The following is a 24,507-nucleotide window of genomic DNA, read 5'->3' as shown; positions in this document are numbered from 1 at the left end:
GGCGGGTGGCGGGTGGACGGCTCGCCGGTCGTGACACTGAGGAGCGGTGCGCACGGGACTTGTGTGAAGAAAGTCGCGGAAGTTATGCATGTGACACCTGTTGTGTCAAGATGTCGGCATGAGCGTGTCGCGTTTCGGTGCAATGGTCGGAATCGGAGCCGTGGTGATCGCGTCGGTGGGCGGGGCGTCCGCGGGCACCGTCGCCGCTGACCCGGGCACCGTCGTGCGCACCGCGGATTCCCGGCCCATCGTCGTGATCGGGGCGTCGATCTCGACCGGCTACGAGGTCGAGGGCGTCGTCGCCTACCCGCGCATGATCAGCGCCATCGCCGGGCGATCGGTGTACCTCAGCGCCCGCAGCGGCGCCGGCTACAACGACGGCGCGATCGCCGGGCTGACCCGGGCTGCGAATCTCCCGGAGCGCGACCCGGCGCTCGTCGTGGTGCAGGCGGGGTCCAACGACGTGGGCGCCTCGACGGCCGCGATCGACAGTCAGGTGCGGCAGGTGATCACCACGGTGCGCTCGCAGGCGCCGAAGGCCAAGGTCGCGCTGATCACCGTCTTCCCGTCCGTCCACGGCAGCGGCCCGAACGCCCGCGCCACCGAGTCCGCGATCGTCGGCGCCGCCCGTGCGATCGATCCGTCGATCTCCGTCATCTCCCCGCTCAGCGAGGGCTGGGTGTACGGCACCAGCAGCGACGGCCACCCCGACGCCGCCGCACACCAGAAGCTCGCGGAGCGCGTCGCGGCGCTGGCGTAGTCGAAAGATCTCCGCACGTCGCGCCGTTGCGCGTGCGAAACCCTGCCGATCTCCGGAATCTCACGGTGATGTTTCAACGCGACCGTCGGACCTGTGGGATGGGTCACTCGGAATCCGCGGGTTGAGCGGAACAGACTCAAGGTTCTGCGCGTTGAGAACAACAGAAGGCATACTTGAGTGGAGAAGGCTCAGGGTGCACGACCGTGTTCGAGACGACCCAGGAGGTCACCAGAAGTGGATTCGTTCCAGCCCACCACCAAGACGCAGGCCGCGCTGACCTCGGCTCTGCAGGCGGCGTCCGCCGCGGGGAACCCGGAGATCTCTCCGGCGCACCTGCTGGTGGCGCTGCTCGACCAGACCGACGGGATCGCCGCGCCGCTGCTCAAGGCGGTGGGCGTGGATCCCGTCACCGTGCGCAACCGCGCGCAGGAGCTCGTGGACCGCAAGCCGAAGGCCAGCGGTTCCACCACCACGCCGCAGCTGTCCCGCGAGTCGATCGCGTCGGTCAGTGCGGCGCAGAAGCTCGCGACCGAGATGGGCGACCAGTTCGTCTCCACCGAGCACGTGCTCTACGGGCTCGCGGAGGCGGGCGGTGAGGCCGCGCAGGTCCTCACCTCCGCCGGCGCGACCCCGCAGGAGATCCGCGAGGCCTTCACGGCCGTCCGCGGCAGCGCGAAGGTCACGTCGCAGGACCCCGAGGGCCAGTACCAGGCGCTCGAGAAGTACTCGACCGACCTCACCGCGCGGGCCCGCGAGGGCAAGCTCGACCCGGTCATCGGGCGCGACAACGAGATCCGTCGTGTCGTGCAGGTGCTCTCGCGCCGCACCAAGAACAACCCGGTGCTCATCGGCGAGCCCGGCGTCGGCAAGACGGCCATCGTCGAGGGCCTGGCCCAGCGCGTGGTGACGGGCGACGTGCCCGAGTCGCTGCGCGACAAGACCGTGGTCTCGCTGGACCTCGGCTCGATGGTCGCGGGCGCCAAGTACCGCGGCGAGTTCGAGGAGCGGCTCAAGGCCGTCCTCGACGAGATCAAGGCCAGCTCCGGGCAGATCATCACCTTCATCGACGAGCTGCACACCATCGTGGGCGCCGGCGCGACCGGCGACTCCGCCATGGACGCGGGCAACATGATCAAGCCGATGCTGGCCCGCGGCGAGCTGCGGCTCGTCGGCGCCACCACGCTCGACGAGTACCGCCAGTACATCGAGAAGGACGCCGCGCTCGAGCGCCGCTTCCAGCAGGTGCTGGTCGGCGAGCCGTCGGTGGAGGACACCGTCGGCATCCTGCGCGGCCTCAAGGAGCGGTACGAGGTGCACCACGGCGTGCGCATCACCGACTCCGCGCTGGTCGCCGCCGCGTCCCTCTCCGACCGCTACATCACGTCGCGGTTCCTGCCCGACAAGGCGATCGACCTCGTCGACGAGGCCGCCTCGCGCCTGCGGATGGAGATCGACTCGCGCCCCGAGGAGATCGACGCCGAGGAGCGGCTGGTCCGCCGCCTCGAGATCGAGGAGATGGCGCTGTCCAAGGAGTCCGACGACGCGTCGAAGGACCGCCTGGAGAAGCTGCGCGGCGAGCTCGCCGATCACAAGGAGAAGCTGGCCCAGCTCACCTCCCGCTGGCAGAACGAGAAGGGCGCCATCGATTCGGTGCGCTCGCTCAAGGAGCAGCTCGAGACGCTGAAGGGTGAGTCGGAGCGCGCCGAGCGCGACGGCGACCTCGGTCGCGCCGCGGAGCTGCGCTACGGCCAGATCCCCGCGCTGGAGAAGCAGCTCGACGAGGCCGTCGCCTCCTCGGGCGCCGCCTCCGACGGCGAGGTCATGCTCAAGGAGGAGGTTGGCCCCGACGACGTTGCCGACGTGGTCTCCGCCTGGACCGGCATCCCCGCCGGACGCATGCTCGAGGGTGAGACCGAGAAGCTGTTGCGCATGGAGTCGGAGATCGGCAAGCGCGTGATCGGCCAGGAGGCCGCGGTCACCGCCGTCTCGGATGCGGTGCGCCGCACTCGCGCCGGCGTCGCGGACCCGAACCGGCCCACCGGCTCGTTCCTGTTCCTCGGCCCGACGGGCGTGGGCAAGACGGAGTTGGCCAAGGGGCTCGCGGAGTTCCTCTTCGACGACGAGCGCGCCATGGTCCGCATCGACATGTCCGAGTACGGCGAGAAGCACTCCGTCGCACGGCTCGTCGGCGCGCCTCCCGGGTACGTCGGCTACGAGGCCGGCGGCCAGCTGACCGAGGCCGTGCGGCGCCGCCCCTACACGGTGGTGCTGTTCGACGAGGTCGAGAAGGCGCACCCGGACGTCTTCGACGTGCTGCTCCAGGTGCTCGACGAGGGCCGGCTCACCGACGGCCAGGGTCGCACGGTGGACTTCCGTAACACGATCCTGATCCTCACGTCGAACCTCGGCGCGGGCGGTACGCCCGAGCAGGTGATGGCCGCGGTGCGCGCGAAGTTCAAGCCGGAGTTCATCAACCGGCTCGACGACGTGCTGATCTTCGACGCGCTGAACTCGGATCAGCTGACCGGCATCGTCGACATCCAGCTGGACCAGCTGCGCACGCGCCTGTCGCAGCGCCGGCTGGGACTCGAGGTCTCCGACGAGGCCAAGGGCTGGCTCGCGGAGCGCGGCTTCGACCCGCTCTACGGCGCCCGGCCGCTGCGCCGCCTGGTGCAGCACGCCATCGGCGACCAGCTCGCCAAGGCGCTGCTCGCGGGCGACGTCCGCGACGGCGACACGGTGAAGGTCACCGTCAGCGACGACGGCGACCGGCTCATCGTCGGCTGACGCCGAGCGATCCACGCGATCGCGATCCGCGCACGACACGGTCCCGTCCTCCATCTGGAGGGCGGGACCGTTCGCTGTCTCGGGGCGGATTCGGTCTTGCCAAGCCGGGGCGCGCCACCTAATGTGAATGCCATTCACAAATAGATATGGCTCACCTAATTAGGAGTGCTATGGCGACCGACCTGCCCACGTCCCCTCTCGACGCCCCACCGGGGGCGTCGCCCACAACCCCGCCGCGGGGGGAGGCGGCCTCGGCGAAGACGCAACAACGCGCGGGCGCCGCCGCGCTGAAGGACCTGACGCGGCCGGTGGCCGGCGGGCTGGCGCTGGGCCGCGTGATGGCGGTGGTCTCGGCGGTGCTCGCCGTGGTGCCGTACATCGCGCTGGTCCGCATCGGCGCGCTGCTCCTCGACGCGGCGGCGACCGGCGCCGCGGTCGATCGGGCCGAGGTCGACCGCTGGCTGCAGATCCTCATCGTGACCTTCGCGGCCCGCCTCGGGATCTACCTGGCGGCGCTCGCGGTCACCCACGTCGCCGACCTGCGGTTCGGGCACCACGTCCGGCAGCGGATGGTGGACCGGATCGCCCGCGTGCCCCTGGCCTGGTTCACCGCCACCAACTCGGGCCGCGTGCGCAAGTCCCTGCAAGACGACATCGGGACGGTGCACCAGCTGATCGCGCATCAGCCGGTGGACGTCACCAACGCCGTCGTCATGCCGCTCGCGCTGATGATCTACGCCTTCGTCATCGACTGGCGCCTCGGCTTGCTGTCGATCGGGACCCTGCCGCTGTACGCCCTCGCGATGGCGGTCTCGGCCCGCGGCATGGGCGAGATGACCGTGCAGATGGACCGCCGCCTCTCGACGGTGTCCGCGCGGACCGTCGAGTTCGTGACCGGGATCGCCGTGGTCAAGGCCTTCGGCCGGGTCGGCCGGGCGCACCGCAACTACCAGGAGGCGGCCGACGAGTTCCACACCTTCTACGCGGACTGGGTGCGGCCACTGGTCCGGATCTCCGCCGTGGGATCGTCGTTCCTCGCGGTGCCACTGGTCCTGCTCGTCAACGTCGGCGGCGGCGCCGTCCTGGTGCACGGGGGAGCGGTGACCGCCGCCGACGTGCTCGCCACGTCCCTCATCGCGCTCCTGATCCCCTACGCGCTGGAGGTGCTCATGCACTCGACGTGGTCGCAGCAGCTCGCCGGGGCCGCCGCGCTCCGGCTGCGGGACGTGCTCGAGACGCCGGTGCTGCCGGCCGCCGCCGACGCCGCGGAGCCGCAGGGACACGACGTCGTCTTCGAGAACGTCGCGTACTCGTACGGCGACGACGGTGCGCTCGCCGTCGACGACGTGAGCTTCACCCTGCGGCAGGGCACCGTCACGGCGCTGGTGGGCCCGTCGGGATCGGGGAAGTCGACCATCGCGACGCTGCTCGCCCGGTTCGACGATCCCCGGTCCGGCGCGATCCGCATCGGCGGCGTCCCGGTCGACCGGATCGCGGACCTGTACGCGCACGTGGGTTTCGTGCTGCAGGACCCGCAGCTGCTCGCGATCAGCATCCGCGACAACATCGCCCTCGGCCGGCCCGACGCCGACGACGAGCAGGTGCGGGCGGCGGCCCGCGCCGCCCGCGTGCTCGACGAGATCGAGCGGCTCCCCGACGGCTTCGCCACGGTCTACGGCGCCGGCACCGGACTCTCCGGCGGGCAGGCCCAGCGCATCGCCATCGCCCGCGCGCTCCTCGTCGACGCGCCGGTGCTCGTGCTCGATGAGGCGACCGCGCTGGCCGATCCCGAGGCGCAGGCCGAGATTCAGCAGGCGCTCTCCGCGCTCGTGCGGGGCCGCACCGTGCTCGTGATCGGGCACCGCCGCGAGACCATCAGCGGTGTCGACCAGATCGTCCTCGTGGACGAGGGCCGGGTCGTCGCCACCGGTACCCACGACGACCTGCTCGCCGAGCCCCGCTACGCCGGGCTCTGGCACTGCGGCGCGGCCCCGTCCACCTCGACCGAAGGAACCCGGCGATGACGAATCTGCCTCTGCTCGACATCGTTCCGCGGGTGCGGCGCATGCTCTCGCGCCCCGAGGCGCTGGGCCTCGTCGTCGCGCTGGCCGTGCTCGCGGGTCTCATCGAGGGGCTGGCGCTGGCCGCGCTGCTCCCCGCGATCTCCGCGCTCGCGAGCGGCGGGCCCGTGTGGGGGATGGGGCTGGCCGGGTGGCTGTGGGTGCTCGCCGCGCTCGCCGCCGCCAGCTTCGGCGTCAACTACCTCTCCAGCCGCCGCTCCTACGCCGCCGCCCTCGACTTCCTCGCCAGCATCCACCGCCTCGTGGGCGACCAGGTGTCCAAGCAGCCCCTGGGATGGTTCGCCCGGCCGCGGGCCGGCGCGCTGTCCCGGGTGGTCTCGACCGAGCTGATGATGGCCGGAGAGATCCTGGCGCACATGCTCTCCCCGATCGTGGCGCGCTCGGTCGCGGCGGCGGTCGTGGTCGTGGCGGCGTGGCTGTGGAACCCCGCGCTCGGCCTCGTCCTCACCATCGCGGTGCCGGCGTTCGTCGCGATCACCCTGGTGTCGACGGCCCTGCTGCGCAAGGGACGATCCATCCACGAGCCCGCGGAGACGGTGCTCGCGCATCGGATCGTCGAGTACTCGCAGTGCCAGGGCGCTCTGCGGTCCTGCGGCCGCAGTGACGATTTCGAACCCCTGACCGACGCGATGAACGGCGCCACCACGGCCAAGAAACGGGCGCTGTGGTTCGAGACCGCGGGGCTGCTCACCAGCGGGATGGTCTCGCAGGGCGTGATCGTCGCGCTCATCACGGTCACGGGGACCCTCGCGGTCTCCGGGGAACTCGCGCCGATCCCCGCGCTCGCCTTCATCGGACTCGCGCTCCGCTTCACCTCGACTCTGTCCGAGATCACCAGCAGCGCCATGGCGCTCGAATCGCGGCGCCCCCTGCTCGATCAGCTCGACGAGGTGCTGACGGCCGTGCCCCTGCCCGAGCCCGGCGCACCGTCGGACCTGCCCGAGCCGGGCGCGATCGCGTTGGAGGGCGTCACCTTCGGGTACACGCCCGACGGTCCGCCCGCCCTGCGCGACGTTTCGCTGCGGGTGCCGCCCGGCAGCATGGTGGCGCTGGTCGGGCCCTCCGGCAGCGGCAAGACGACGGTGGCGAAACTCGTCAGCCGCTTCTACGACACGACTTCCGGCCGCGTGCTCGTGGGCGGGGCGCCCGTCACCGCGCAGACGACCGAGCAGCTCATGGGGCAGCTGTCGATGGTCTTCCAGGACGTCTACCTCTTCGACGACACGCTCCGCGCGAACATCGCGGTGGGGCGCGAGGACGCGACCGACGAGGAGATCCGGCGGGCGGGCGAGACCGCGGGCGTCGCGGACATCGCGCGCCGGCTGCCGCTGGGCTGGGACGCGCCGGTCGGCGAGGGCGGCCGCGCGCTGTCGGGCGGGGAGCGGCAGCGGGTGGCCATCGCCCGCGCGCTGCTCAAGCGTGCCCCGATCGTGCTGCTCGACGAGGCCACGTCCGCGCTCGACGTGGAGAACGAGGCCAACATCGTCGCGGCGGTGGAGCAGCTGCGGCGCGAGGCCACGGTCCTGATCATCGCGCACCGCCTGGACACGATCGCCCACGCCGACCTCATCGTGGCGCTCGACGCCGACGGATCGGTCGAGGCGATCGGCACGCACGACCAGCTCCTCGCGGCCGGCGGCACCTACGCCACCTACTGGGAGCACCTGCGGACCGCACAGGGATGGCGACTGACGAATTAGAGTGCCGGGTGTGGCACGGGGCGATGAGATCACGCGGAAGGTCGGGCGGAAGCCCGCCTTCGACGCCGACGACGTGATCGACGCGGCGTTCGCCGAGGGCGTCGACCGGTTCACGATGGCGGCGGTCGCGGACCGGCTCGGCGTTGTCACCCCGGCGATCTACCGCGTCTTCAAGTCGCGGGACGAGATCGAGGCCGCAGCGCTGCACCGGGCTGCCGCGAGCATCGCACTCCCCGCTCCCGGATCCGATTGGCGCGCGGTCCTGCGGATGTGGGCTGACGAGTGCTGGAAGGTCTGCGAGGACCACCGCGGTCTGAACCGCGCCGTGTTCGCGAACCCGATCGCGTTCAACCACATCGAGCACGTCGCCGCCGCCTACGCCGGCGCGCTCGGCGCGGACGGGTGGACCGTCGAGCAGGCCGCCTTCGCCCTGGACTTCCTCGGCGACACCGTCTTCGCCTCGCACCTCGGTGTCCAGGCCATGCGCGACGTGGACGATAGCGGCGAGTCCGGGTACGAACGGGCGCGCCGGTCCGCCGCGGACGACGCGGTCTTCCGGCCCGAGCCCGCCTGGGCCGACCGGACAGCCCTCGACGCCAAGGTCGACTTCATCATCGCCGGCCTCGCGGACCGCCGCCCCGGTCTGTAGCTCCCTACTCGGCGCGGAGCGCCCCGGCGTGGAAATCCGCGACCAGGGCGTCGACGGTGCCGCGGGCGTCGAAGCGGTTCGTGCCGATGACGCCCGTCGGGCCGCGCTTGCACCACCCGGCCACGTACACGCCGGGGAGGGCGGCACCGTCGGGCCCGAGGACGCGCCCGTCGGCGTTCGGGATCGTGCCGGTGGCCTCGTCGTAGGGCACGCCCGGCACGGACGTGCCCCGCAGCCCGATCGACGGCAGGACCAGGCCGCACGCCAGCTCCGACGGTGCGCCGTGGTCGTCGAAGGCGACGGTGAGCCCGCCGTCGGCGGCGGTGATGCCAGTGGGCGGCGTGCCGAATCGAAGGACCACCCGTCGGCCCTCCGGCGCGGAGTCCGTCGCCGGAAGCGCCTGCAGCAGGGAGAGTTTCTGCGCCCGGTAGAAGCGGGCCTGCTCGTCGGCGGGCTCGTCGCCGGCGTCCTCCAGATCAGCGGGCTCGACCACCACGGGCACTGTGCGGGCCAGCCCCACCAGCTCCGGCGCGGTGAAGGCGGCGTGGCCCGGGCCCCGTCGGGCGAGGATCACGACCTCCCGCACCCGCGAATCCCGGAGCGCGGCGAGGGCCTCGTCGGTCAGGTCGGTGCCGACGAAGGTCTCGGGATCGGCGGTGAGGATCCGCGCGACGTCGAGCGCGACGTTGCCGTTGCCCAGCACGACGACCCGTTCGTGCGTGAGATCGGGGGCGAGCCCGGCGAAGTCGGGGTGGCCGTTGTACCAGGCCACGAAGTCCGCGGCGGCGGTGACGCCGGGCAGGTCCGCGCCCGGCAGGCCCAGGTCGCGGCCGTGCAGCGAGCCCACCGCGTACACCACCGCGTGATGCTGGCGCGCGAGCTCCTCGTGCGTGATGTCCTCGCCGATCCGCACGCCCAGGTGCGTCGTGACGCCCGACTGCTTGCGCGACCTCGCGAACTGCTCCTGCACCTTCTTGGTGTCGGCGTGGTCGGGGGCCACCCCGAAGCGCACCAGCCCGCCGGTCTCGGGGAGCCGCTCGTAGACGTCGATCGTCGCGCGGACGTCGATGCGGTGCTGCAACTCGCTCACCACGTAGTGCCCCGCGGCGCCCGCGCCCACGACCGCGACGCTCAGCGTCTCGGCGTCCGAGGCGGGGCGCTTGCGGCCGATCCGCGGGTCGGTGAACGGGTGATCGCGGTCCGCGGACGAGCCCACGGCCTCGTAGTAGTCCGCGTTCATCGTCTCGAACGGGGCCATCTCCGCGGTCAGCTCGTAGTCCGTCGTGATCGCCGAGACGGGGCAGGCGTCGATGCAGGCGCCGCAGTCGATGCACACGTCCGGGTCGATGTAGAGCATCTCCGCCGTCGCGTAGTCGGGCTCGTCGGGCGTGGGGTGGATGCAGTCGACGGGGCACTCGGGGACGCACGACGCGTCGTTGCAGCAGTTCTGGACGATCACGTGGGGCATGCATCGATACTGGGCCGTGGGCCGCGCGCGGGCAAGGGTGCGCGCCGCGTGTCAGGGTGGAGGCATGACCCTGACGCCGCACATCGCCGCGACCGAGCGCCACACCACCGCCTACCTCGCCTCGGGCCCCGTCGACGGTCCGCTGCTCGTCTTCGTGCACGGCTGGCCCGAGCTCGGCTACACCTGGCGGCACCAGCTGCGTGCCCTCGGCGCCCTCGGCTTCCGGTGCGTCGCGCCCGACATGCGCGGCTACGGCTCGTCGACGGTGCACTCCGAGAAGTCGGCGTACCGCCGCGAGGAGGTGGTCGCGGACATGCTGGAGCTGCTCGCCGCGCTCGGCCGCGACTCCGCGATCTGGATCGGGCACGACTGGGGCGGGCCCGTGGTGTGGAACATCGCGAGCCACCACCCCGAGGTCGTCGACGCGGTGGCCTCGCTCAACGTGCCGCACTTCCCGTCGACCGGGCCCACGCCCTTCGACCTCATCGACCGCGAGAAGTACCCCGCGGACGAGTACCCGTACGGCCAGTGGGACTACCAGGTGCACTACCTCAAGTCCTTCGACGAGGCGACGGCCCAGTTCGAGAGCGACCTGCCGGGCCTCGTCGCCGCGCTGTTCCGCAGCGGCGACCCGCGGCACCTCGACGGGCCCGCCCCGACCGCGGTGGTCACCCGCAACGGCGGCTGGTTCGGCGGCGGCCCGGTTCCGCAGCTGCCGCTGGACCCGGCGGTGCTCACGCCCGAGGACCACGCCGTCTACGTCGCGGCCTTCGAGCGGAACGGCATGGCCGGCCCCAACTCCTGGTACGTCAACACCCCCGCCGACGCGGAATACGCGAAGGCCGAGCTCAACGGCGGCCGCATCGACAAGCCCGCCCTCTTCCTGCACGGCCGGTACGACGCGACCCTCGACACCGTCGGGACGAGGTTGGCCGAGCCGATGCGCGCGGCGTGCACCGACCTCACGGAGCTGATCGTCGACTCCGGCCACTGGATGGGGGAGGAGAAGCCCGCCGAGGTCAGCGCCGCGATCGCGGGCTGGATCGCCCGCAGCGTGCCGGCGTCCTACCCGGTTACGCTGGGCGCATGACCACCGTCGCTGATGTCGCGGATGCCAAGTACGTCCTGCTGACCACCTTCCGCAAGGACGGCACCCCCGTCGCCACGCCGATCTGGGCCGTCCGCGACGGCGCCGACCTCGTGGTGTGGACCGTCGCCGACTCGTGGAAGGTCAAGCGGCTGCGGCGCAACCCGTCGGTGCTGGTCCAGGCCTGCGACGCCCGCGGCAAGAAGACCACCGGCCCCGAGGTCGCCGGTACCGGCGAGGTCTTCGACGGCGGCGAGGCCGGGGCGAAGATCGCCAAGAAGTACGGCGTCCTCGGCTGGCTCACCGTCACCGGGTCCAAGCTCCGACGGGGCGCGGGCGGCACCGTCGGGATCCGGGTCCGCGACGCCGAATGATTCCGAAACCGCGCTGATATTCGGTCAGGGCGAAGTATTTCCATAGGGGCCGAGTTGGAGCGCGGTTTCCGTCAGCGTGATGCGCCGCGCCACTGCTCGATGACGGGCTGCAGGTACCCCGCGAGCTCCGGCAGCTGCGGGACCAGCGCCAGCGCGGTGATCGCGCGCAGCACGCCGACGGCGGTGACGAACTCCAGCACGTCGGGGCGCAGGCCGCGGATGCCGGCGGCCGCGGCGCCGCGGTCGTACGCGGCCTCCAGTTCGGGGCCCAGCGTCGCGAGATCCCACTCGACGGGACCCAGCGTGACCAGCTCGAAGTCCGCGTACCGCAGGCCGTCGACGCCGGCGAACATGTTGGCCGGCGGGCAGTCGCCGTGCACCGGCTGCAGCTCCACGCCGGGGAACCTGGCCTCGAAGACGGCGCGGGACCGGACCGCCGGCTCGAGCGCAGCCCACTCGGCGCGGGCGCGCGCAACGTCCTCCGCGGGGAGCAGGTCGGGGCGCCCCGCGAGGAGATCGAGGCCGGCTGCGACGCCGTCCGGATCGGCCGTGGCGAGGAAGCCCAGCTCGCCGGGGTAGTCGCGCAGGGCGGCGTGCAGCCGCGCGGTGCTCTCCGCGTTGGCCGCGTAGTCGGGCTCGGCGGCCCCGTCCTCCTCGACGTACTCCCAGAAGGTCATCGAGAAGCCGTCGCGCTGCACCGGCCGCGCGGGGACCAGAGGCGACGGCACCAGCACCGGGACGCCGCGCGCGGCGAGCCAGGCGGTCACGGCCAGCTCGTCGGCCTGCCGGCGCGCGAGCGTCTGCGGGGTCTCGGTCGACGGCAGCACCGTCGGGATCCGGACCACCACGGGCGCCGGCTCCAGCCGCACCACCACGGAGAACAGGTCGTGCAGCACCGTCGTGCCCGCGACATCGAGGCCCAGCTCGCGGGCGGCGCCGATCGCGGCGTCGACGGCGGCGGCCGTGCGGGCGGCGCGTTCGGTGTCGGTCATGTCGTTCACGCGGGCCATGATGTCCGATTCGGCGCGCGAAGTCGAAGGAATTGCCGAACCGTCAGCGCGTCGTGGCGAGGAGCCCGACCACCGCGAGCGCGACGACACACCCCGCGAGCACCAGATGCGAGACGGGCGGCCGGGTCCGCAGGGTGACGACGGCGGCGACGGCCACGGCGAGGCATGCGATCGCCGCGGGCGCACTGGGCACCGCCCGCGCGACGATCGCGCAGGTCAGCACCAGCGCGACGGCGGTGCGCACGCGCGCCATCAGGGTCCGTTCGACCGCCTGGGTCGACGGTGCGCTCACCTCGGCGGCCTCACGTCAGGGCCCTCACGTCACCAGGAGCGAGACGGCGAGGACGGCGCCGGCGAGGACGATCAGCGCGGCGAGGACCAGCGTCGCCGGCGTGCCGCGCAGCTCGCGGCGGGTGCGCATCGCGCCCTCCACCGCCAGCCAGCGGACGAACGCGTACCCGGCCAGCGCGGACGCGACGAGGAGCAGCGCCACGACCAGCGGCGTCCGGACCGGCTCCGGCACGACGTGCGGCGCGAAGGCCTCCAGGCCGACCGCGGCGGCGACGAGCCCCAGCGACGTGCGGATCCACGCGAGGAAGGTGCGTTCGTTCGCCAGAGTGAACCGCGCGTCCGGCGCCTCACCATCGGTGAGGGCGCGCGGCGGCCACAGTCGTCCCACGCCGACAACGTTAGCGGGGTGCATAGACATTGGCCCGCCACATTCACAGGCCCGTCTCAGACACGACGAATAGTTTCGCGCAGGGCGCGCTCGACGAGGCGCACGATGAAGTGACGAACGGACGCGAGGAGGTGGTCGCCGATGGGTGGTGACGCACGCTCCCGCGGCCCCTGGCCCGCCGTCGTGCTGTGCCTGCTGGGTATCGGCGTCGTCGGCGCGGGCATCGCCTATGCGCTGCACATGTCCGCCGACCTGGGCAGCGCCCGCCGCGTCCTGCCCGCGGCCCAGTCCGCCGGCGTCTCCGTCAGTGACCAGCGGTCCGTCGCCATCACGCCCGGCCGCGAGGTCATCGGCGCGATCACCTCCGTCGGCGACGCCGCGATCACCGTGCGTTCGGCGCCCGACGGCGGCACCGTCGTCCTGCGCACCGGCCCCACCACCCAGGTGACCACCACACACGGCAGCACGCTGTCCGATCTCGAGGTGGGCGACGTGGTCATGATCCAGGTGAGCGCGGACGGTAAGTCGGCGCTCGCGATCTACGCCGGTCAGATCTCGGTCGCCGGTACCCCGTCTGTCGGGTGAACTCCCCGGTCGACGCGCTACTGTAGGTGGCGATGTCGTACGTAGTGTTCCTGATCCTCGCGGTGGTCTGCGCGGCGCTGGCCGCCGCGCTCATCTGGTATGAGCGCAACCACTCGCCCGCCGTGAACTCCGAGCGCGCCGACTGGGCCGCGCAGCGCGAGTTCGTCTACAGCGCCGCCGACCCGTCGCTGCACGACGAATTCCACCGCGGCGGCATGGCCGTCCCCGGTGACCCGGCGATCGTCGACGTGGCCCACGGCGCCTACTTCGGGGCCGCCGCCTACGTCTTCGACCTGCAGGAGGCCGCGACGATCGTGGCCGTCAGCCGCGGCGCCGCGTCCGGCGCGCTGCTGGACCTGCGGGCCGAGGGTCGCCCCGCCCCCGGGGAGCCCGGCATGGAGCCGCTCGGAGCCCTGGGCCCGCGCGTGCTGTACACGAACAACGCCGAGGTCGCGCGCCGCGTCGCCGATCGCCGCATGATCACGTTCGCCGAGCAGGTGCCCGACTACATCGAGTCCCTGTGGAACGAGGGCGAGTGGACCGTGGCGTCCATGGCCGCGACCGACGATCCCGATGACCTCGACGAGGCGCTCGAGGCCGTGCGCCGCTTCGGCGACCTGCTGCGCGTCCTCCCGCCGGAGGGCCACGCCCGCGTCGTCACGTCGGGCGGCCCCCGCGATCCCGGCCAGCCCGTGCCCGTCCGCTCGGGCAAGGAGTCCGGCCGGTGACCGCTCCGCTCGACCCGGCCGCCAAGGCCCGGCTCGCCGAGCTCGTCCGTGAGCTGGCCGTCGTGCACGGCAAGGTCACGCTCTCCAGCGGCCGCGAGGCGGACTACTACGTCGACCTGCGCCGTGCGACGCTGCACCACGAGGCCTCCCCGCTGATCGGCGCGCTGCTGCGCGAGCTCACCGCGGACTGGGACTTCACGGCCGTCGGCGGCCTCACCCTCGGCGCCGACCCCGTCGCCACCGCCGTCCTGCACGCCCCCGGCCGGCCGATCGACGCCTTCGTCGTCCGCAAGGCCGCCAAGGCGCACGGCATGCAGCGCCAGGTCGAGGGCCCCGACGTGGTCGGCAAGCGCGTCCTCGTCGTCGAGGACACCACGACCACCGGCAACTCGCCGCTCACCGCCGTCCGAGCGCTGCGCGACATCGGCGCCGAGGTCATCGGCGTCGCGACCGTCGTGGACCGCGCGACCGGCGCCGCCGACGTCATCGCCGCCGAGGGCCTCGAGTACCGCTCGGTGCTCGGCCTCGCCGACCTGGGGCTGTGACCGACCCGTCCGACGCCGAGGGCGGCCCGGACGAGCAGCTCGGGCCGACCGAGTGGGTGACGGGCCTGCCCGGACCGCACACCGTCGGGCTTGGTCCGTGGGCTTCGGAGAATCCGGGCGTCCCGGCCCCGACCGACCCCCGGTACGACCCCCACCTGCTCGCGGAGGGCGACCGCCGCAACGTCGTCGACGCGTACCGGTACTGGACGCGCGAGGCGATCGTCGCCGACCTGGACGCCCGCCGGCACCCCTTCGAGGTGGCGATCGAGAACCTGGGCCACGACGCCAACATCGGCACCGTCGTGCGCACCGCGAACGCCTTCGGCGCGCGGGCCGTGCACATCGTGGGACGCCGCCGCTGGAACCGGCGCGGCGCCATGGTCACCGACCGCTACCAGCACCTGCACCACCACGAGGACACGGACGCGCTGGCCGCGTGGTGCGCGGAGCGCGACCTGCCGATCGTCGCCGTCGACAACCTGCCGGGCTCCGTGCCGCTCGAGCGCGCCTCCCTGCCCCGACGGTGCCTGCTCCTGTTCGGGCAGGAGGGGCCGGGCGTCTCCGGCGGTGCACGACACGTCGCGGGTACGACGGTGTCGATCGCCCAGTTCGGCTCGACCCGGTCGATCAACGTCGGCGTGGCCGCCGGCATCGCGATGCACGCCTGGGTCCGCGAGCACGCGGACCTCGACGCCGCCCGATGACCGCGGCGGGCCGACTCAGCGGGTGTCGATCCCGTACTCGCGGATCCGTTCATCGACGGTGAGGAGCGGCACCTGCTCGACCAGGCATTGCGCGACCATCATGCGGTCGAACGGGTCGCGGTGGTGCCAGGGCAGCTCGCGGAGGGCCGCGGCGTGGCGGGCGTCGAGCGGCAGCGGGGCGAAGCCCTCGTCGAGGAGGAACTGCTCGGTCAGCGCCGGCGCATCCAGCTTGCCGAGCGACGCCTTGATGGCGACCTCGGCGACCGCGACCGCGGAGACGAGCGCCTCGTTGTCCGGGTCCTGGATCAGTGATCGGTGCGTCGGATTCAGCTTCGGGCTGTCCGCGAGCCACCACAGCAGGACGTGGGTGTCGACGAGGAGTCTCACTCGCCGTACCAGTCCTGCAGGTCCTGCTCGGTGAGCGCGTCGAAGTCGTCCGGGACCTCGAGCCCGGCCCACGCCCCGGGCCGTCGCGCGGGGTGGTCGGCGACGTAGGGGACGAGCCGCGCGACCGGCTTGCCGTTGCGGGTGATGGTCATCCGGTCTCCTTGCTCGGCGCGCGCGACCAACCGCGAGAACTGCGACTTCGCGGCGTAGATGTTGAACTCGGCGCTGCCCATGCTTTCACGATACCTGGGTTGGTCAGGTCTGGCCAGATGATGTCGGGCGGGGATACCCCCTCCTGAGGCTTGCCCTGACCTGCGGTGACGTGCACTCGTCGGTGACCCGTGATGTGATGTCATCATGAGTTCGGTCGAGTGGAATCAGCGCGCGGCCGCGGCGCAGGCCGCGGTCGTGGAGCGGCACCTGAAACCGGTGTGGGGCATCCCCGGCACCCTGCTCGGCACGCCCGCCTACCCCGCCACCCGGCGCGACTCGCTGTTCGTCAGCTGGAACTACTGGTGGCAGGCCCACCTGCTCGACGTGGCGGTGGACGCCTACGTCCGGGACGGCGCACCGTCGACCCGGAAGCTGGTGCTGCGCATCGCACGCGGCCACCGCGTGCGGAACTTCTTCCGCGTCACCAACTCGTACAACGACGACATGGCGTGGATGGGGCTCGCGCTGGAGCGGGCGCAGCGCCACGCGGGCCTGAACTCGGCGCGACGGCTGCGCGTGCTCCGTGACACCCTCTACGACGCGTGGGTGCCCGACGCCGGCGGCGGCATCACCTGGCGCACCAAGGGCCTGTTCCTCAACGCGCCCGCCAACGGCCCGGCCGGCATCTTCCTCGCCCGGATGGGCCGCTTCGAGCGCGCGGAGGAGACCTCCGACTGGCTGTACCGGCGCCTGCTGGACCTGGAGACGGGCCTCATCAACGACGGGGTCGACGGCGACTACGACAGCCCAGACGTCGGGAAGATCTACCCGGAGAAGTACTCCTACAACCAGGGCGTCACCATCGGCCTGGACGCGGAGCTCTCCTCGGACCTGGCGCCCACGCACGCGGTCCGCGCCGCGGGCCTCATCGCCGCGGTCGCCGAGCACATGACCGACGGTGCCGTCATCACCGGCGGGGACGGGGGCGACGGCGGCCTGTTCAACGGCATCCTCATCCGGTACCTCGCGGTCGCGGCCCGCGCCCTGCGCGGTCCCGACGCGGAGGACGCGCGCACCCTGGCGTCGGAGATCGTCTTCGCCTCCGCCGAGGCGGCCTGGCACGGCACGCGCGAGCTCGACGGCCGCGTGCTGTTCTCCGCGGACTGGACCCGCGACGCCCGCATCCCCGGCAGCACCGACGCGCCCGCCTACTTCACCGGCGGCACCGTGCGCTCCAGCGAGACGCCCGAACGCGACCTGTCCGTGCAGGTCGGTGGTTGGATGGCGATGGAGGCCGCGGCCGCGCTCGCGCGACACTGAGCCGGGCACCGAGACCCAGGAGGTCGCCATGCAGGTCATCGAGGTCGACGGTGCCGCGCTCGCGGTGGACGTCATCGGCCGCGCCGGCGGTCCGACGGTGCTGCTCGTCGCCGGCGGCGGGCAATCCATGGACTGGTGGACGCCCGAGTTCTGCGCCCGGCTCGCGGGCGACGACCTGCGGGTGATCCGCTACGACCACCGCGACAGCGGCGAATCGTCCACGTCGCCGCCCGGCGCGCCCACATACACCGGCGGCGACCTCGCGGCCGACCCGCTGCGGATCCTCGATGCCCTCGGCGTCGGCGCCGCGCACGTCGTCGGGATGTCGATGGGCGCCGGGATCGGGCAGACGCTGGCGGTCGGCGCGCCCGCGCGAGTGCTGTCGCTGACGCTCATCGAGTCCAGCCCCGCGGGCGGCGATCACGACCCGCTGCCCGGCCCGACGCCCGCCGTGGCGGCGACGTTCTCGGAGCCGCCGCCCGAGATCGACTGGTCCGACGAGGCGGCCGTCATCGACTACCGGGTCGACGTCGAGCGGCCCTACGCCGGCCCTGCGGGGCTCGACGAGGAGCGGACGCGGGCGATCGCGACGCGGGAGGTGCGCCGCACGCGGACCATGGAATCGTCGCTGAACAACCACTTCCTCGCGGAGCCGGCGCCACCCGTCGACCCCGCGGCGATCGTCGCCCCGACGCTGGTGATCCACAGCGCCGACGACCCGCTGTTCCCGCTGCCGCACGGCGAGGCGCTGGCGCGGCTGATCCCGGACGCGCGCCTCGTGGTGCTGCACGGCGCCGGCCACGAGATCCCGCCGCCCGCGACGTGGGACGTCGTGATCCCGGAGATCCGCCGCCACGTGCTCGGCGGGGAGGCCTGAGCGCGGCTAGTGCGCTTCCAGGCTCGGGGCGTCGGATGTGGCGCCCCGATGCACGGGGCAGCCCGGCGCGAAGGTGCCGAGGCCCTCGGTGCGGAAGCCCTTCGGGTAGCTGCGGATCCGGTGGTTGTTCTTCACCAGCGCGGGGCGGCGCCGGGACGGCAGGACCGCGAGAAGCCGGGCGCGGAGCTTCATCGCGCCGACGGAGATCCGGCGCACGACGGGACCCGGATCGTCGTAGTGGAAGGCGGCGAGCAGCGGCGGGTCCATGAGAGCGCGGCTGAAGACGCCGATCGCGGGGCGCACGGGCGCGACGTAGAAGCTCTTGAGCAGCTCGAGGGTGGAGTCGGCGACGCGGCGGGCGCCCTCGTCGAAGGCGAAGTGCTCGGCCTCGTAGCAGTCCATGTAGTCGGCGAACTCGTCGTACGTGGCGGGGATGTCGGGGATCGCCATGTGCTTGCCGAGGGTCTGGTAGTAGCGGACCGTCGCGAGCTTCTCCGCCTCGGTCAGCTTCCGCCAGCCGTAGTCGGCGTTCCACCGGATCGGCACCACGACGAAGGTGCACAGCACGTACCGCATGTCGTCGTCGGAGATGTCGTACATCTTGTGCATCTGGTTGATGCGCCGGACGGCGGCCTTGCCCTCGGGGCTGGCGAAGCCCTTGAGCAGCGGCACCTCGAGGAGGAGGGCCGTGTCGTCGTAGCGCTTCTGCACCCGCTCGGTGAACTCGCCCGTGTCCGCGAGGAGGCGGCCGATGCTGGGCACGGCGTAGGTGCGGAAGAGTGCGAAGCTCAGGGCCTGGGTGATGTCCCACGGGAAGTCGTACGTCCCGAGATTCCGCGAGATCTCGACGAAGTCGGTCTCCGGGTTCAGGCCGCGGTTGCGGTCGATCTTCTGCATGACGTCTCCTCGGTGGGCTGACCTCACTGTAAGTCGACTTATACAGATGTGCAAGAGGTCACACGGGCGGTCGACAACGGGCGCGGGGAGCGATGGCGCGACTCTCGGATCCTGTCCACGGCGGACACCGTGTCCGCAACGGACAGAATCCGAGAGCGCGCCGGACGAACAGGGCGCGCAGCGGCGCCGCACCGGCGTCAGTCCTCGGTCAGGGCACCGTCGGCCATGCGCCAGCGGCGCGTCGCGCGGACGGTGTCGAGCATCCGGCGGTCGTGGGTCACCAGGATGACGGTGCCGTCGAAGGACTCGACGGCCTCCTCGAGCTGCTCGATCGCGGGCAGGTCGAGGTGGTTGGTCGGCTCGTCGAGGACGAGCAGGTTCACGCCGCGGGCCTGGAGCAGCGCCAGCGCGGCGCGGGTCCGTTCACCGGGGGAGAGCGACGAGGCCGGCCTCAGCACGTGGTGGCCGCGCAGCCCGAACTTGGCGAGCAGCGTCCGCACGTCGGCGGGCGGCGTCTCCGGCACCTCCGCGCAGAAGGCGTCGAGCAGCGGACCGTCGGACAGGAAGCGCCCGCGGGCCTGGTCGACCTCGCCCACCTCGACCCCGGAGCCGAGCGTCACCGTCCCGGCGGAGGGCGTGAGGCGCCCCAGCAACAGCCCCAGCAGCGTCGACTTGCCGGCGCCGTTCGGACCGGTGAGCAGGATCCGGTCGCCGTACTCGACGGACACCGTCACGGGCCCGACGGTCAGCCCGGGATAGGAGACGCACGCCCCGGACGCGGTCACCACGACCGTGCCGCTGCGGGGAGCCGAGAGGATCGACATCCGCAGCTCCCACTCCTTGCGCGGCTCGGCGACCACCTCGAGCCGCTCGATCGCGCGCTCGGTCTGCCGCGCCTTCGACGCCTGCTTCTCCGTCGACTCGAGCCGCGCCTTCCGGCCGGCCTTGTCGGAATCCGTGCCGCTCTTCATCTTCCGGCGCGCGTTGCGCACCCCGTGCTCCATCCAGTTCCGCTGCATCTGCGCGCGGTCCTGTAGGTCGGAGAGCTTGCCCGAGTACTCCTCGTACTCCTCGCGCGCGTGCCGCCGCGCGACGTCGCGCTCGACGAGGTACGCCTCGTAGCCGCCGCCGTAGACGCCGATCTGCTGCTGCGCGAGATCCAGCTCCACCACGGTGGTCACCGTCCGGGCAAGGAACTCCCGGTCGTGCGAGACCACGACGATCGCGGTCGCCGCGTCCGCGACGAAGCGCTCCAGCAGCTCCAGGCCGGCGAGGTCCAGGTCGTTGGTGGGCTCGTCGAGCAGCAGCACGTCGTACCGCGAGGCCAGCACGGCCGCGAGGCCCGCGCGCGCTGCCTGCCCGCCGGAGAGCCCCGTCATCTCCGAGTCCGGGCCGTCCAGCCCCACGTCGGACAGGATCGCGTCCAGGCGTTGCTCCAGGTCGGCGCCGCCGAGGGCGAGCCACCGGTCCAGGGCGGGCGTGTAGAGGTCGGTGTCGGGATCGTCGCCGAGAGCGAGCGCGGCCGCGTCCATCGCCTCCTGCGCGGCCGCGACGCCGGTGCGCCGCGCGACGAACTCGGCGACCGTCTCGCCGGGCCGGCGCTCGTGCTCCTGCGCCAGGTACCCGACTTCCGCGTCGGCGGGGGAGAGGTCGACGGTGCCGCTCACGTCGGGGCCGCCGTCCGCGCCCACCCCGGCGAGCAGCTTGAGCAGCGTCGACTTCCCGGCGCCGTTGGCGCCGACGAGGCCCACCACGTCGCCCGGCGCGATCACGAGGTCGAGACCGGAGAACAGGGTGCGATCGGCGTACGCGACCGTCAGGTCGCGGGTCTGCAGGACGGTCATGTCAGTCGTCGAGGTCCACGGTGACGTTGGGCTTGCGCATCTCGCGCCGGTAGCCGACGATCCCGACGATGGTGCCGGCGACGAGCATGACGATCATGCCGCGCAGCGCCCAGTCGAGGATCCACTTGTAGTCCTGCAGCGCCGACGAGGCGTAGTAGCCCACCAGCAGCAGGAACGGCGCCCAGATCAGCGAGCCCAGCACCGAGGCGACGGTGAACTTCCGCTTGTCCATGCCGACCGCGCCGGCGACGAGCGGGCACAGCGTGCGGACCCAGGGGATCCAGCGGGCGATGAGCACGGAGAAGAAGCCGTGCTTGTCCATCAACTCCTTGACCCGGTGCAGGTTGTGCGCGTTGAGGTAGCGGCCGTCCTGCTTGGCCAGCACGTGGTCGCCCATCTTGACGCCGATGCCGTAGCCCACGTGGTTACCGGCGATGGCCGCGAGGAAGGCCGCCAGCGCGAGCCCCCACACCGACGCCGCGGAGTGGCCGGTGGTGGCCATGGCGAGGCCGGCGGTGAGCAGCAGCGAATCGCCGGGCAGGAACAGCCCGATGATGAAGGCGCACTCGCAGAAGACGAACCCGGCCACGACGAGCCAGATCATCACCGGCCCGGCGGTCTGGACGAATTCGAGCACGGACGGGGCCTAGGCGGCCGCGTCGGCGCGGCGTCCCGCGAGGAACTTCTTGACCACGCCCCACACGATCGGCAGCACGGAGACGGCGACGATCGCCAGGAAGATGATGTCGATGTTCTCGCGGACCCACGAGATCTTGCCGAGCCACACGCCGAGCAGGATGATGCCGTCGGCCCAGATCACGGCGCCGATCGCGTTCCAGATGACGAACTTGCTGTAGCTCATCTTCGCGGCTCCGGCGGCGATCGGCGCGAACGTGCGCACGAACGGGACGAAGCGGGCCAGGATCAGCGTGGCGGGGCCGTACTTCTCGAAGAACTCGTGCGACTCGTCGAGGTACTTCGTCTTGAGGAAGCGCGCGTCGGGCGTGAAGAACTTCTCGCCGCCGAACCGGCCGATGAAGTAGCCGACCTGGGAGCCGAGGATCGCCGCGATGGGCGTCGCGATCAACAGCACCGGCAGTGACATCGCCGAACCCGTGTAGGTGGCCTCACCGACGGCGGCGCCGGTACCGGCCGCGGTCAGCAGACCCGCGACGAACAGCAGCGAGTCACCCGGGAGCACCGGGAACAGCACGCCGGATTCGATGAACACCACGAGCAGCAGGCCCACCAGGGCGATGCCGCCGAAGGCGTTGAGGACGGCCACCGGATCGGTGATGTCCTTGAGGGCGAACGCCTGCATGGTGGTCGAGGCGGCCAGAGTCAGGTCGTTGACATACACGCCTGCCAGGATACCGGCTCTATTTCAGCAATTCGTCGATGTAGCACCAGCGCCACGACTCCCCGGGCTGGAAGCTCCGGATCACGGGGTGGTTGGTGAGCTCGTGGTGGACCGTCGCGTGCTTGCCCTCGGAGGAGTCGCAGCAGCCGACGTGTCCGCAGGTCAGGCACAGTCGCAGGGCGACGGGGTTCTGCCCCGATTCCACGCACTCGACGCAGGTCTCGCTGAGCGGCACCGGGTCGGCGAAATCGTCCGAAACGCGAAGATGGTCACATTCGTCCTGCGCCCACGGCGGCGTGAGCAGTTCGGCCACCGCGATGCGCTCGCTGCGCACCGCCGAGACCTCCAGCATCGCCTCCTCGACGTCGAAGTTGGACAGCACCTGCTCGAGCACCTCGTGATCGCCCTGCCCGGCGTCGCGCATCCGCAGCACCTCCGCCCGCTCGGCGTCGATCATCTGCAGCCGGACCGCGCGCAGCTGCGCGGCGGGGGTGTTCGCGGAGTCCGGGCCGAGTCGTTCCCAGAAGGCGCGCTCGCGGTTGATGGTGTGTTCCCGCACCCCGTCGAGCACGGTGGCCGGCACGGTGTTCTCCGGGCTCGCCGCGATCTCGTCGAGCCGCGCCAGGCCCGCGTTGAGGGCGGACCGCATCACCACGGCCTGCTGCAGGGCGTCGGTGCGCGCGTTCGGCCCCTGCACCTTGAGCAGCTTGGCCAGCGCGGGCAGCGTCGAACCCTGGATCAGGAGGCTGCCGGCCACCACGACCATCGCGGCGAAGACGAGCACCTCGCGGTCGGGGAAGTCCAGCGGGAGGATGAACGCGGCCGCGAGGGTGACCACGCCGCGCATGCCGGCCCAGGACAGCACCGTCGTCTCTCCGGCGGTGAGCCGCTCGTTCGCGTCGTCCACCTTGATCGCGATGAGGGCCGACGGCGCGCACCACACCATCCGCGCGAGGATCACCGTGATCATCACGGCGATGCACGTCGTGATGATCAGCGGCCACCCGATCGGCGAGTTGTCCGCGCCCACGAAGATCGTCCGCATCTGCAGGCCGATGAGGAGGAAGACGGCGTTCTCCAGCAGGAACTGGATGGTGCTCCAGTTGATCCGCGCCGACATCCGGCCGATGGCCGTCTGGTCGGTGGGCGCCCGATACGCGACGATGAGCCCCGCGACGACCGTCGCGACGACGCCCGAGGCGTGGATGTGCTCGGCGGGCAGGTAGGCGATCCAGGGGCTGATCAGGCTGATGCCGGTGGTGAGCACCGGGTCCGTCAGCCGGCGCAGCGCGAACCGGATCGCGAGCGCGGCGAGGACGCCGACGGCCACGCCGCCCACCGCGCTGAGCGCGAACGAGCCCAGCACCTGCCAGAAGCCGATGGTGCCGGCGACCGCCGCGATCGCGGTCCGCAGCAGCACGATCGACGTGGCGTCGTTGAACAGCGACTCGCCCTCGAGCAGCGTCGTCACCCGGCGGGGCAGACCGATGCGCCGGCCCACCGCGGTCGCGGCCACCGCGTCGGGCGGCCCGACGATGGCGCCCAGCGCGAGCCCGGCGGCGAACGGGATGTCGAGCAGGTACGAGGTCACCACGCCGACGGCGCCGGCCGTGAAGAGCACCAGCCCGACCGAGAGCATCCCGATCGGCCGGATGTTCTCCTTGAAGTCGACGAGGGAGGCCTTCGACGCCGCCGCGTACAACAGCGGCGGCAACAGGCCCAGCAGCACCACGTCGGGGTTGAGCGGCACCTCGGGCACCGCGGGGATGAACGACACCCCGATGCCGACCACCGTCAGCACCAACGGCGCGGCGAGACCGAGACGGTCACAGAATGCACTGACCACCAGAACGGTGGCGACGAGGGCGACCAGCCCAACAGCGAGCTCCATGGGCGATAGTCTTTCACTGAAACGCCGAACCGCTCAGGAGGACAGACATGCCCATCGCCACCCCCGAGGCCTACCGGGAGATGCTGGACCGCGCCCGTGAGGGCGGTTACGCCTATCCGGCGATCAATTGCACGTCGAGCGAGACGATCAACGCGGCGATCAAGGGCTTCGCCGATGCGGGCAGCGACGGCATCATCCAGTTCTCCACCGGCGGCGCCGAGTTCGGTTCCGGCCTGGGCGTCAAGGACATGGTCGTCGGCGCGGTCGCGTTGGCGGAGTTCGCGCATGTGGTGGCGGCGCAGTACGACGTGACCGTCGCCCTGCACACCGACCACTGCCCGAAGGACAAGCTCGATTCCTACGTGCGCCCGCTGCTCGCCATCTCGCAGGAGCGCGTCGATGCGGGGCAGAACCCGTTGTTCCAGTCTCACATGTGGGACGGCTCGGCGGTGCCGCTGGAGGAGAACCTGCAGATCGCCCAGGAGCTGCTCGCCAAGGCGAAGGCGGCGAAGATCATCCTCGAGATCGAGATCGGCGTGGTCGGCGGCGAGGAGGACGGCGTCGAGAACGAGATCAACGACAAGCTGTTCACCTCGGATGAGGATTTCGCGAAGACCGTCG

25 protein-coding genes are annotated in these 24,507 nt (G+C 71.8%); 14 read left to right on the top strand and 11 right to left on the bottom strand.

Features of this window, described 5'->3' with window-relative positions; genetic code table 11:
• Window positions 1–118: 118 nt before the first annotated feature.
• From LB823_RS21895 to LB823_RS21875, 5 genes are all read left to right on the top strand, one after another.
• Window positions 119–760, top strand: coding sequence for an SGNH/GDSL hydrolase family protein (locus LB823_RS21895; RefSeq protein WP_224651574.1), 642 nt, complete (start codon window positions 119–121; stop codon window positions 758–760).
• Between the two features lie 234 nt (window positions 761–994).
• Window positions 995–3,547, top strand: coding sequence for an ATP-dependent chaperone ClpB (gene clpB / locus LB823_RS21890; RefSeq protein WP_224651571.1), 2,553 nt, complete (start codon window positions 995–997; stop codon window positions 3,545–3,547).
• Between the two features lie 170 nt (window positions 3,548–3,717).
• Window positions 3,718–5,571 (top strand): ABC transporter ATP-binding protein, encoded by a 1,854-nt coding sequence (locus LB823_RS21885; RefSeq protein ID WP_224651569.1) that lies wholly within the window; start codon window positions 3,718–3,720, stop codon window positions 5,569–5,571.
• Window positions 5,568–7,328 carry an ABC transporter ATP-binding protein gene (locus LB823_RS21880; protein ID WP_224651567.1) on the top strand — a complete coding sequence of 587 codons (1,761 nt, stop codon included), beginning with the start codon at window positions 5,568–5,570 and terminating at the stop codon, window positions 7,326–7,328. The genes LB823_RS21885 and LB823_RS21880 overlap by 4 nt, the downstream gene beginning before the upstream one ends.
• 10 nt (window positions 7,329–7,338) lie before the next feature.
• Window positions 7,339–7,977, top strand: a complete 639-nt coding sequence (locus LB823_RS21875; RefSeq protein ID WP_224651566.1) for a TetR/AcrR family transcriptional regulator — start codon at window positions 7,339–7,341, stop codon at window positions 7,975–7,977.
• A 4-nt stretch (window positions 7,978–7,981) separates the two neighbouring features.
• Here LB823_RS21875 and LB823_RS21870 read toward each other — a convergent pair whose 3' ends face one another.
• Entirely contained in the window at window positions 7,982–9,445 is a 1,464-nt protein-coding gene (locus LB823_RS21870; protein ID WP_224651564.1) for an FAD-dependent oxidoreductase, read from the bottom strand.
• 64 nt (window positions 9,446–9,509) lie between these two features.
• Here LB823_RS21870 and LB823_RS21865 point away from each other — a divergent pair, with 64 nt between their 5' ends.
• A complete protein-coding gene (locus LB823_RS21865) occupies window positions 9,510–10,535 on the top strand; it encodes an alpha/beta hydrolase (protein WP_224651562.1) in 1,026 nt (341 codons plus the stop codon).
• Window positions 10,532–10,906 (top strand): PPOX class F420-dependent oxidoreductase, encoded by a 375-nt coding sequence (locus LB823_RS21860; protein ID WP_224651560.1) that lies wholly within the window; start codon window positions 10,532–10,534, stop codon window positions 10,904–10,906. Before LB823_RS21865 ends, LB823_RS21860 begins: the two co-directional genes overlap by 4 nt.
• Window positions 10,907–10,977: 71 nt before the next feature.
• On the opposite strand, the gene LB823_RS21855 is transcribed toward LB823_RS21860, so the two are convergent.
• From LB823_RS21855 to LB823_RS21845, 3 genes are all read right to left on the bottom strand, one after another.
• Entirely contained in the window at window positions 10,978–11,898 is a 921-nt protein-coding gene (locus LB823_RS21855; RefSeq protein WP_224651577.1) for a phosphotransferase, read from the bottom strand.
• Window positions 11,899–11,959: 61 nt separating this feature from the next.
• Window positions 11,960–12,208, bottom strand: coding sequence for a hypothetical protein (locus tag LB823_RS21850; protein ID WP_224651559.1), 249 nt, complete (start codon window positions 12,206–12,208; stop codon window positions 11,960–11,962).
• Window positions 12,209–12,232: 24 nt separating this feature from the next.
• Window positions 12,233–12,619, bottom strand: coding sequence for a YidH family protein (locus tag LB823_RS21845; RefSeq protein ID WP_224651557.1), 387 nt, complete (start codon window positions 12,617–12,619; stop codon window positions 12,233–12,235).
• A 117-nt stretch (window positions 12,620–12,736) separates the two neighbouring features.
• Here LB823_RS21845 and LB823_RS21840 point away from each other — a divergent pair, with 117 nt between their 5' ends.
• From LB823_RS21840 to LB823_RS21825, 4 genes are read left to right on the top strand one after another with little or no spacing between them, the layout of a single operon-like run.
• Window positions 12,737–13,180, top strand: coding sequence for a hypothetical protein (locus LB823_RS21840; RefSeq protein WP_224651555.1), 444 nt, complete (start codon window positions 12,737–12,739; stop codon window positions 13,178–13,180).
• Between the two features lie 32 nt (window positions 13,181–13,212).
• Window positions 13,213–13,908 (top strand): hypothetical protein, encoded by a 696-nt coding sequence (locus LB823_RS21835; RefSeq protein ID WP_224651553.1) that lies wholly within the window; start codon window positions 13,213–13,215, stop codon window positions 13,906–13,908.
• Window positions 13,905–14,453 (top strand): orotate phosphoribosyltransferase, encoded by a 549-nt coding sequence (gene pyrE / locus LB823_RS21830; RefSeq protein ID WP_224651551.1) that lies wholly within the window; start codon window positions 13,905–13,907, stop codon window positions 14,451–14,453. Before LB823_RS21835 ends, pyrE begins: the two co-directional genes overlap by 4 nt.
• Window positions 14,450–15,157 (top strand): TrmH family RNA methyltransferase, encoded by a 708-nt coding sequence (locus LB823_RS21825; RefSeq protein ID WP_374201372.1) that lies wholly within the window; start codon window positions 14,450–14,452, stop codon window positions 15,155–15,157. Before pyrE ends, LB823_RS21825 begins: the two co-directional genes overlap by 4 nt.
• A 15-nt stretch (window positions 15,158–15,172) precedes the next feature.
• Here LB823_RS21825 and LB823_RS21820 read toward each other — a convergent pair whose 3' ends face one another.
• Complete coding sequence (locus LB823_RS21820) at window positions 15,173–15,544, bottom strand: type II toxin-antitoxin system VapC family toxin (protein ID WP_224651549.1); 372 nt, start codon at window positions 15,542–15,544, stop codon at window positions 15,173–15,175.
• Window positions 15,541–15,777, bottom strand: a complete 237-nt coding sequence (locus LB823_RS21815) for a type II toxin-antitoxin system Phd/YefM family antitoxin (protein WP_224651547.1) — start codon at window positions 15,775–15,777, stop codon at window positions 15,541–15,543. The genes LB823_RS21820 and LB823_RS21815 overlap by 4 nt, the downstream gene beginning before the upstream one ends.
• Window positions 15,778–15,901: 124 nt before the next feature.
• Between LB823_RS21815 and LB823_RS21810 the strand changes: the two genes are divergently transcribed.
• Both LB823_RS21810 and LB823_RS21805 read left to right on the top strand, forming a co-directional pair.
• Window positions 15,902–17,017 (top strand): glycoside hydrolase family 76 protein, encoded by a 1,116-nt coding sequence (locus LB823_RS21810; protein ID WP_224651545.1) that lies wholly within the window; start codon window positions 15,902–15,904, stop codon window positions 17,015–17,017.
• Window positions 17,018–17,045: 28 nt separating this feature from the next.
• A complete protein-coding gene (locus tag LB823_RS21805; protein ID WP_224651543.1) occupies window positions 17,046–17,894 on the top strand; it encodes an alpha/beta fold hydrolase in 849 nt (282 codons plus the stop codon).
• Between the two features lie 6 nt (window positions 17,895–17,900).
• On the opposite strand, the gene LB823_RS21800 is transcribed toward LB823_RS21805, so the two are convergent.
• The 5 genes from LB823_RS21800 to LB823_RS21780 all read right to left on the bottom strand — a co-directional run bounded on the left by LB823_RS21800 (window position 17,901) and on the right by LB823_RS21780 (window position 23,886).
• Window positions 17,901–18,791 carry an oxygenase MpaB family protein gene (locus LB823_RS21800; protein WP_224651541.1) on the bottom strand — a complete coding sequence of 297 codons (891 nt, stop codon included), beginning with the start codon at window positions 18,789–18,791 and terminating at the stop codon, window positions 17,901–17,903.
• Window positions 18,792–18,988: 197 nt separating this feature from the next.
• Window positions 18,989–20,635, bottom strand: coding sequence for an ABC-F family ATP-binding cassette domain-containing protein (locus LB823_RS21795; protein WP_224651539.1), 1,647 nt, complete (start codon window positions 20,633–20,635; stop codon window positions 18,989–18,991).
• Window position 20,636: 1 nt separating this feature from the next.
• Window positions 20,637–21,272, bottom strand: coding sequence for a DedA family protein (locus LB823_RS21790; RefSeq protein WP_224651537.1), 636 nt, complete (start codon window positions 21,270–21,272; stop codon window positions 20,637–20,639).
• A 9-nt stretch (window positions 21,273–21,281) separates the two neighbouring features.
• Window positions 21,282–21,995, bottom strand: a complete 714-nt coding sequence (locus tag LB823_RS21785) for a DedA family protein (RefSeq protein WP_224651535.1) — start codon at window positions 21,993–21,995, stop codon at window positions 21,282–21,284.
• A gap of 19 nt (window positions 21,996–22,014) precedes the next feature.
• Window positions 22,015–23,886 (bottom strand): Na+/H+ antiporter, encoded by a 1,872-nt coding sequence (locus tag LB823_RS21780; protein ID WP_224651533.1) that lies wholly within the window; start codon window positions 23,884–23,886, stop codon window positions 22,015–22,017.
• A gap of 47 nt (window positions 23,887–23,933) precedes the next feature.
• On the opposite strand from LB823_RS21780, the gene LB823_RS21775 reads away from it, so the two are divergent.
• On the top strand, window positions 23,934–24,507 hold a 574-nt coding region (locus tag LB823_RS21775; protein ID WP_224651531.1), incomplete at its 3' end, for a class II fructose-bisphosphate aldolase.

Source organism: Tsukamurella sp. M9C (genome assembly GCF_020169415.1).
In the GTDB taxonomy this organism is placed as follows: Bacteria; Actinomycetota; Actinomycetes; order Mycobacteriales; family Mycobacteriaceae; genus Tsukamurella.
This window is presented reverse-complemented; position numbering and strand designations above follow the sequence as displayed.

Excerpts from the sequence above, each read along its gene's own strand:
- LB823_RS21895 (WP_224651574.1), top strand. The coding sequence starts at position 119 with ATGAGCGTGTCGCGTTTCGGTGCAATGGTCGGAATCGGAGCCGTGGTG.
- LB823_RS21885 (WP_224651569.1), top strand. The coding sequence starts at position 3,718 with ATGGCGACCGACCTGCCCACGTCCCCTCTCGACGCCCCACCGGGGGCG.
- LB823_RS21880 (WP_224651567.1), top strand. The coding sequence starts at position 5,568 with ATGACGAATCTGCCTCTGCTCGACATCGTTCCGCGGGTGCGGCGCATG.
- LB823_RS21870 (WP_224651564.1), bottom strand. The coding sequence starts at position 9,445 with ATGCCCCACGTGATCGTCCAGAACTGCTGCAACGACGCGTCGTGCGTC.
- LB823_RS21865 (WP_224651562.1), top strand. The coding sequence starts at position 9,510 with ATGACCCTGACGCCGCACATCGCCGCGACCGAGCGCCACACCACCGCC.
- LB823_RS21860 (WP_224651560.1), top strand. The coding sequence starts at position 10,532 with ATGACCACCGTCGCTGATGTCGCGGATGCCAAGTACGTCCTGCTGACC.
- LB823_RS21855 (WP_224651577.1), bottom strand. The coding sequence starts at position 11,898 with ATGACCGACACCGAACGCGCCGCCCGCACGGCCGCCGCCGTCGACGCC.
- LB823_RS21845 (WP_224651557.1), bottom strand. The coding sequence starts at position 12,619 with ATGCACCCCGCTAACGTTGTCGGCGTGGGACGACTGTGGCCGCCGCGC.
- LB823_RS21840 (WP_224651555.1), top strand. The coding sequence starts at position 12,737 with ATGGGTGGTGACGCACGCTCCCGCGGCCCCTGGCCCGCCGTCGTGCTG.
- LB823_RS21835 (WP_224651553.1), top strand. The coding sequence starts at position 13,213 with ATGTCGTACGTAGTGTTCCTGATCCTCGCGGTGGTCTGCGCGGCGCTG.
- LB823_RS21815 (WP_224651547.1), bottom strand. The coding sequence starts at position 15,777 with ATGGGCAGCGCCGAGTTCAACATCTACGCCGCGAAGTCGCAGTTCTCG.
- LB823_RS21810 (WP_224651545.1), top strand. The coding sequence starts at position 15,902 with ATGAGTTCGGTCGAGTGGAATCAGCGCGCGGCCGCGGCGCAGGCCGCG.
- LB823_RS21805 (WP_224651543.1), top strand. The coding sequence starts at position 17,046 with ATGCAGGTCATCGAGGTCGACGGTGCCGCGCTCGCGGTGGACGTCATC.
- LB823_RS21800 (WP_224651541.1), bottom strand. The coding sequence starts at position 18,791 with ATGCAGAAGATCGACCGCAACCGCGGCCTGAACCCGGAGACCGACTTC.
- LB823_RS21795 (WP_224651539.1), bottom strand. The coding sequence starts at position 20,635 with ATGACCGTCCTGCAGACCCGCGACCTGACGGTCGCGTACGCCGATCGC.
- LB823_RS21780 (WP_224651533.1), bottom strand. The coding sequence starts at position 23,886 with ATGGAGCTCGCTGTTGGGCTGGTCGCCCTCGTCGCCACCGTTCTGGTG.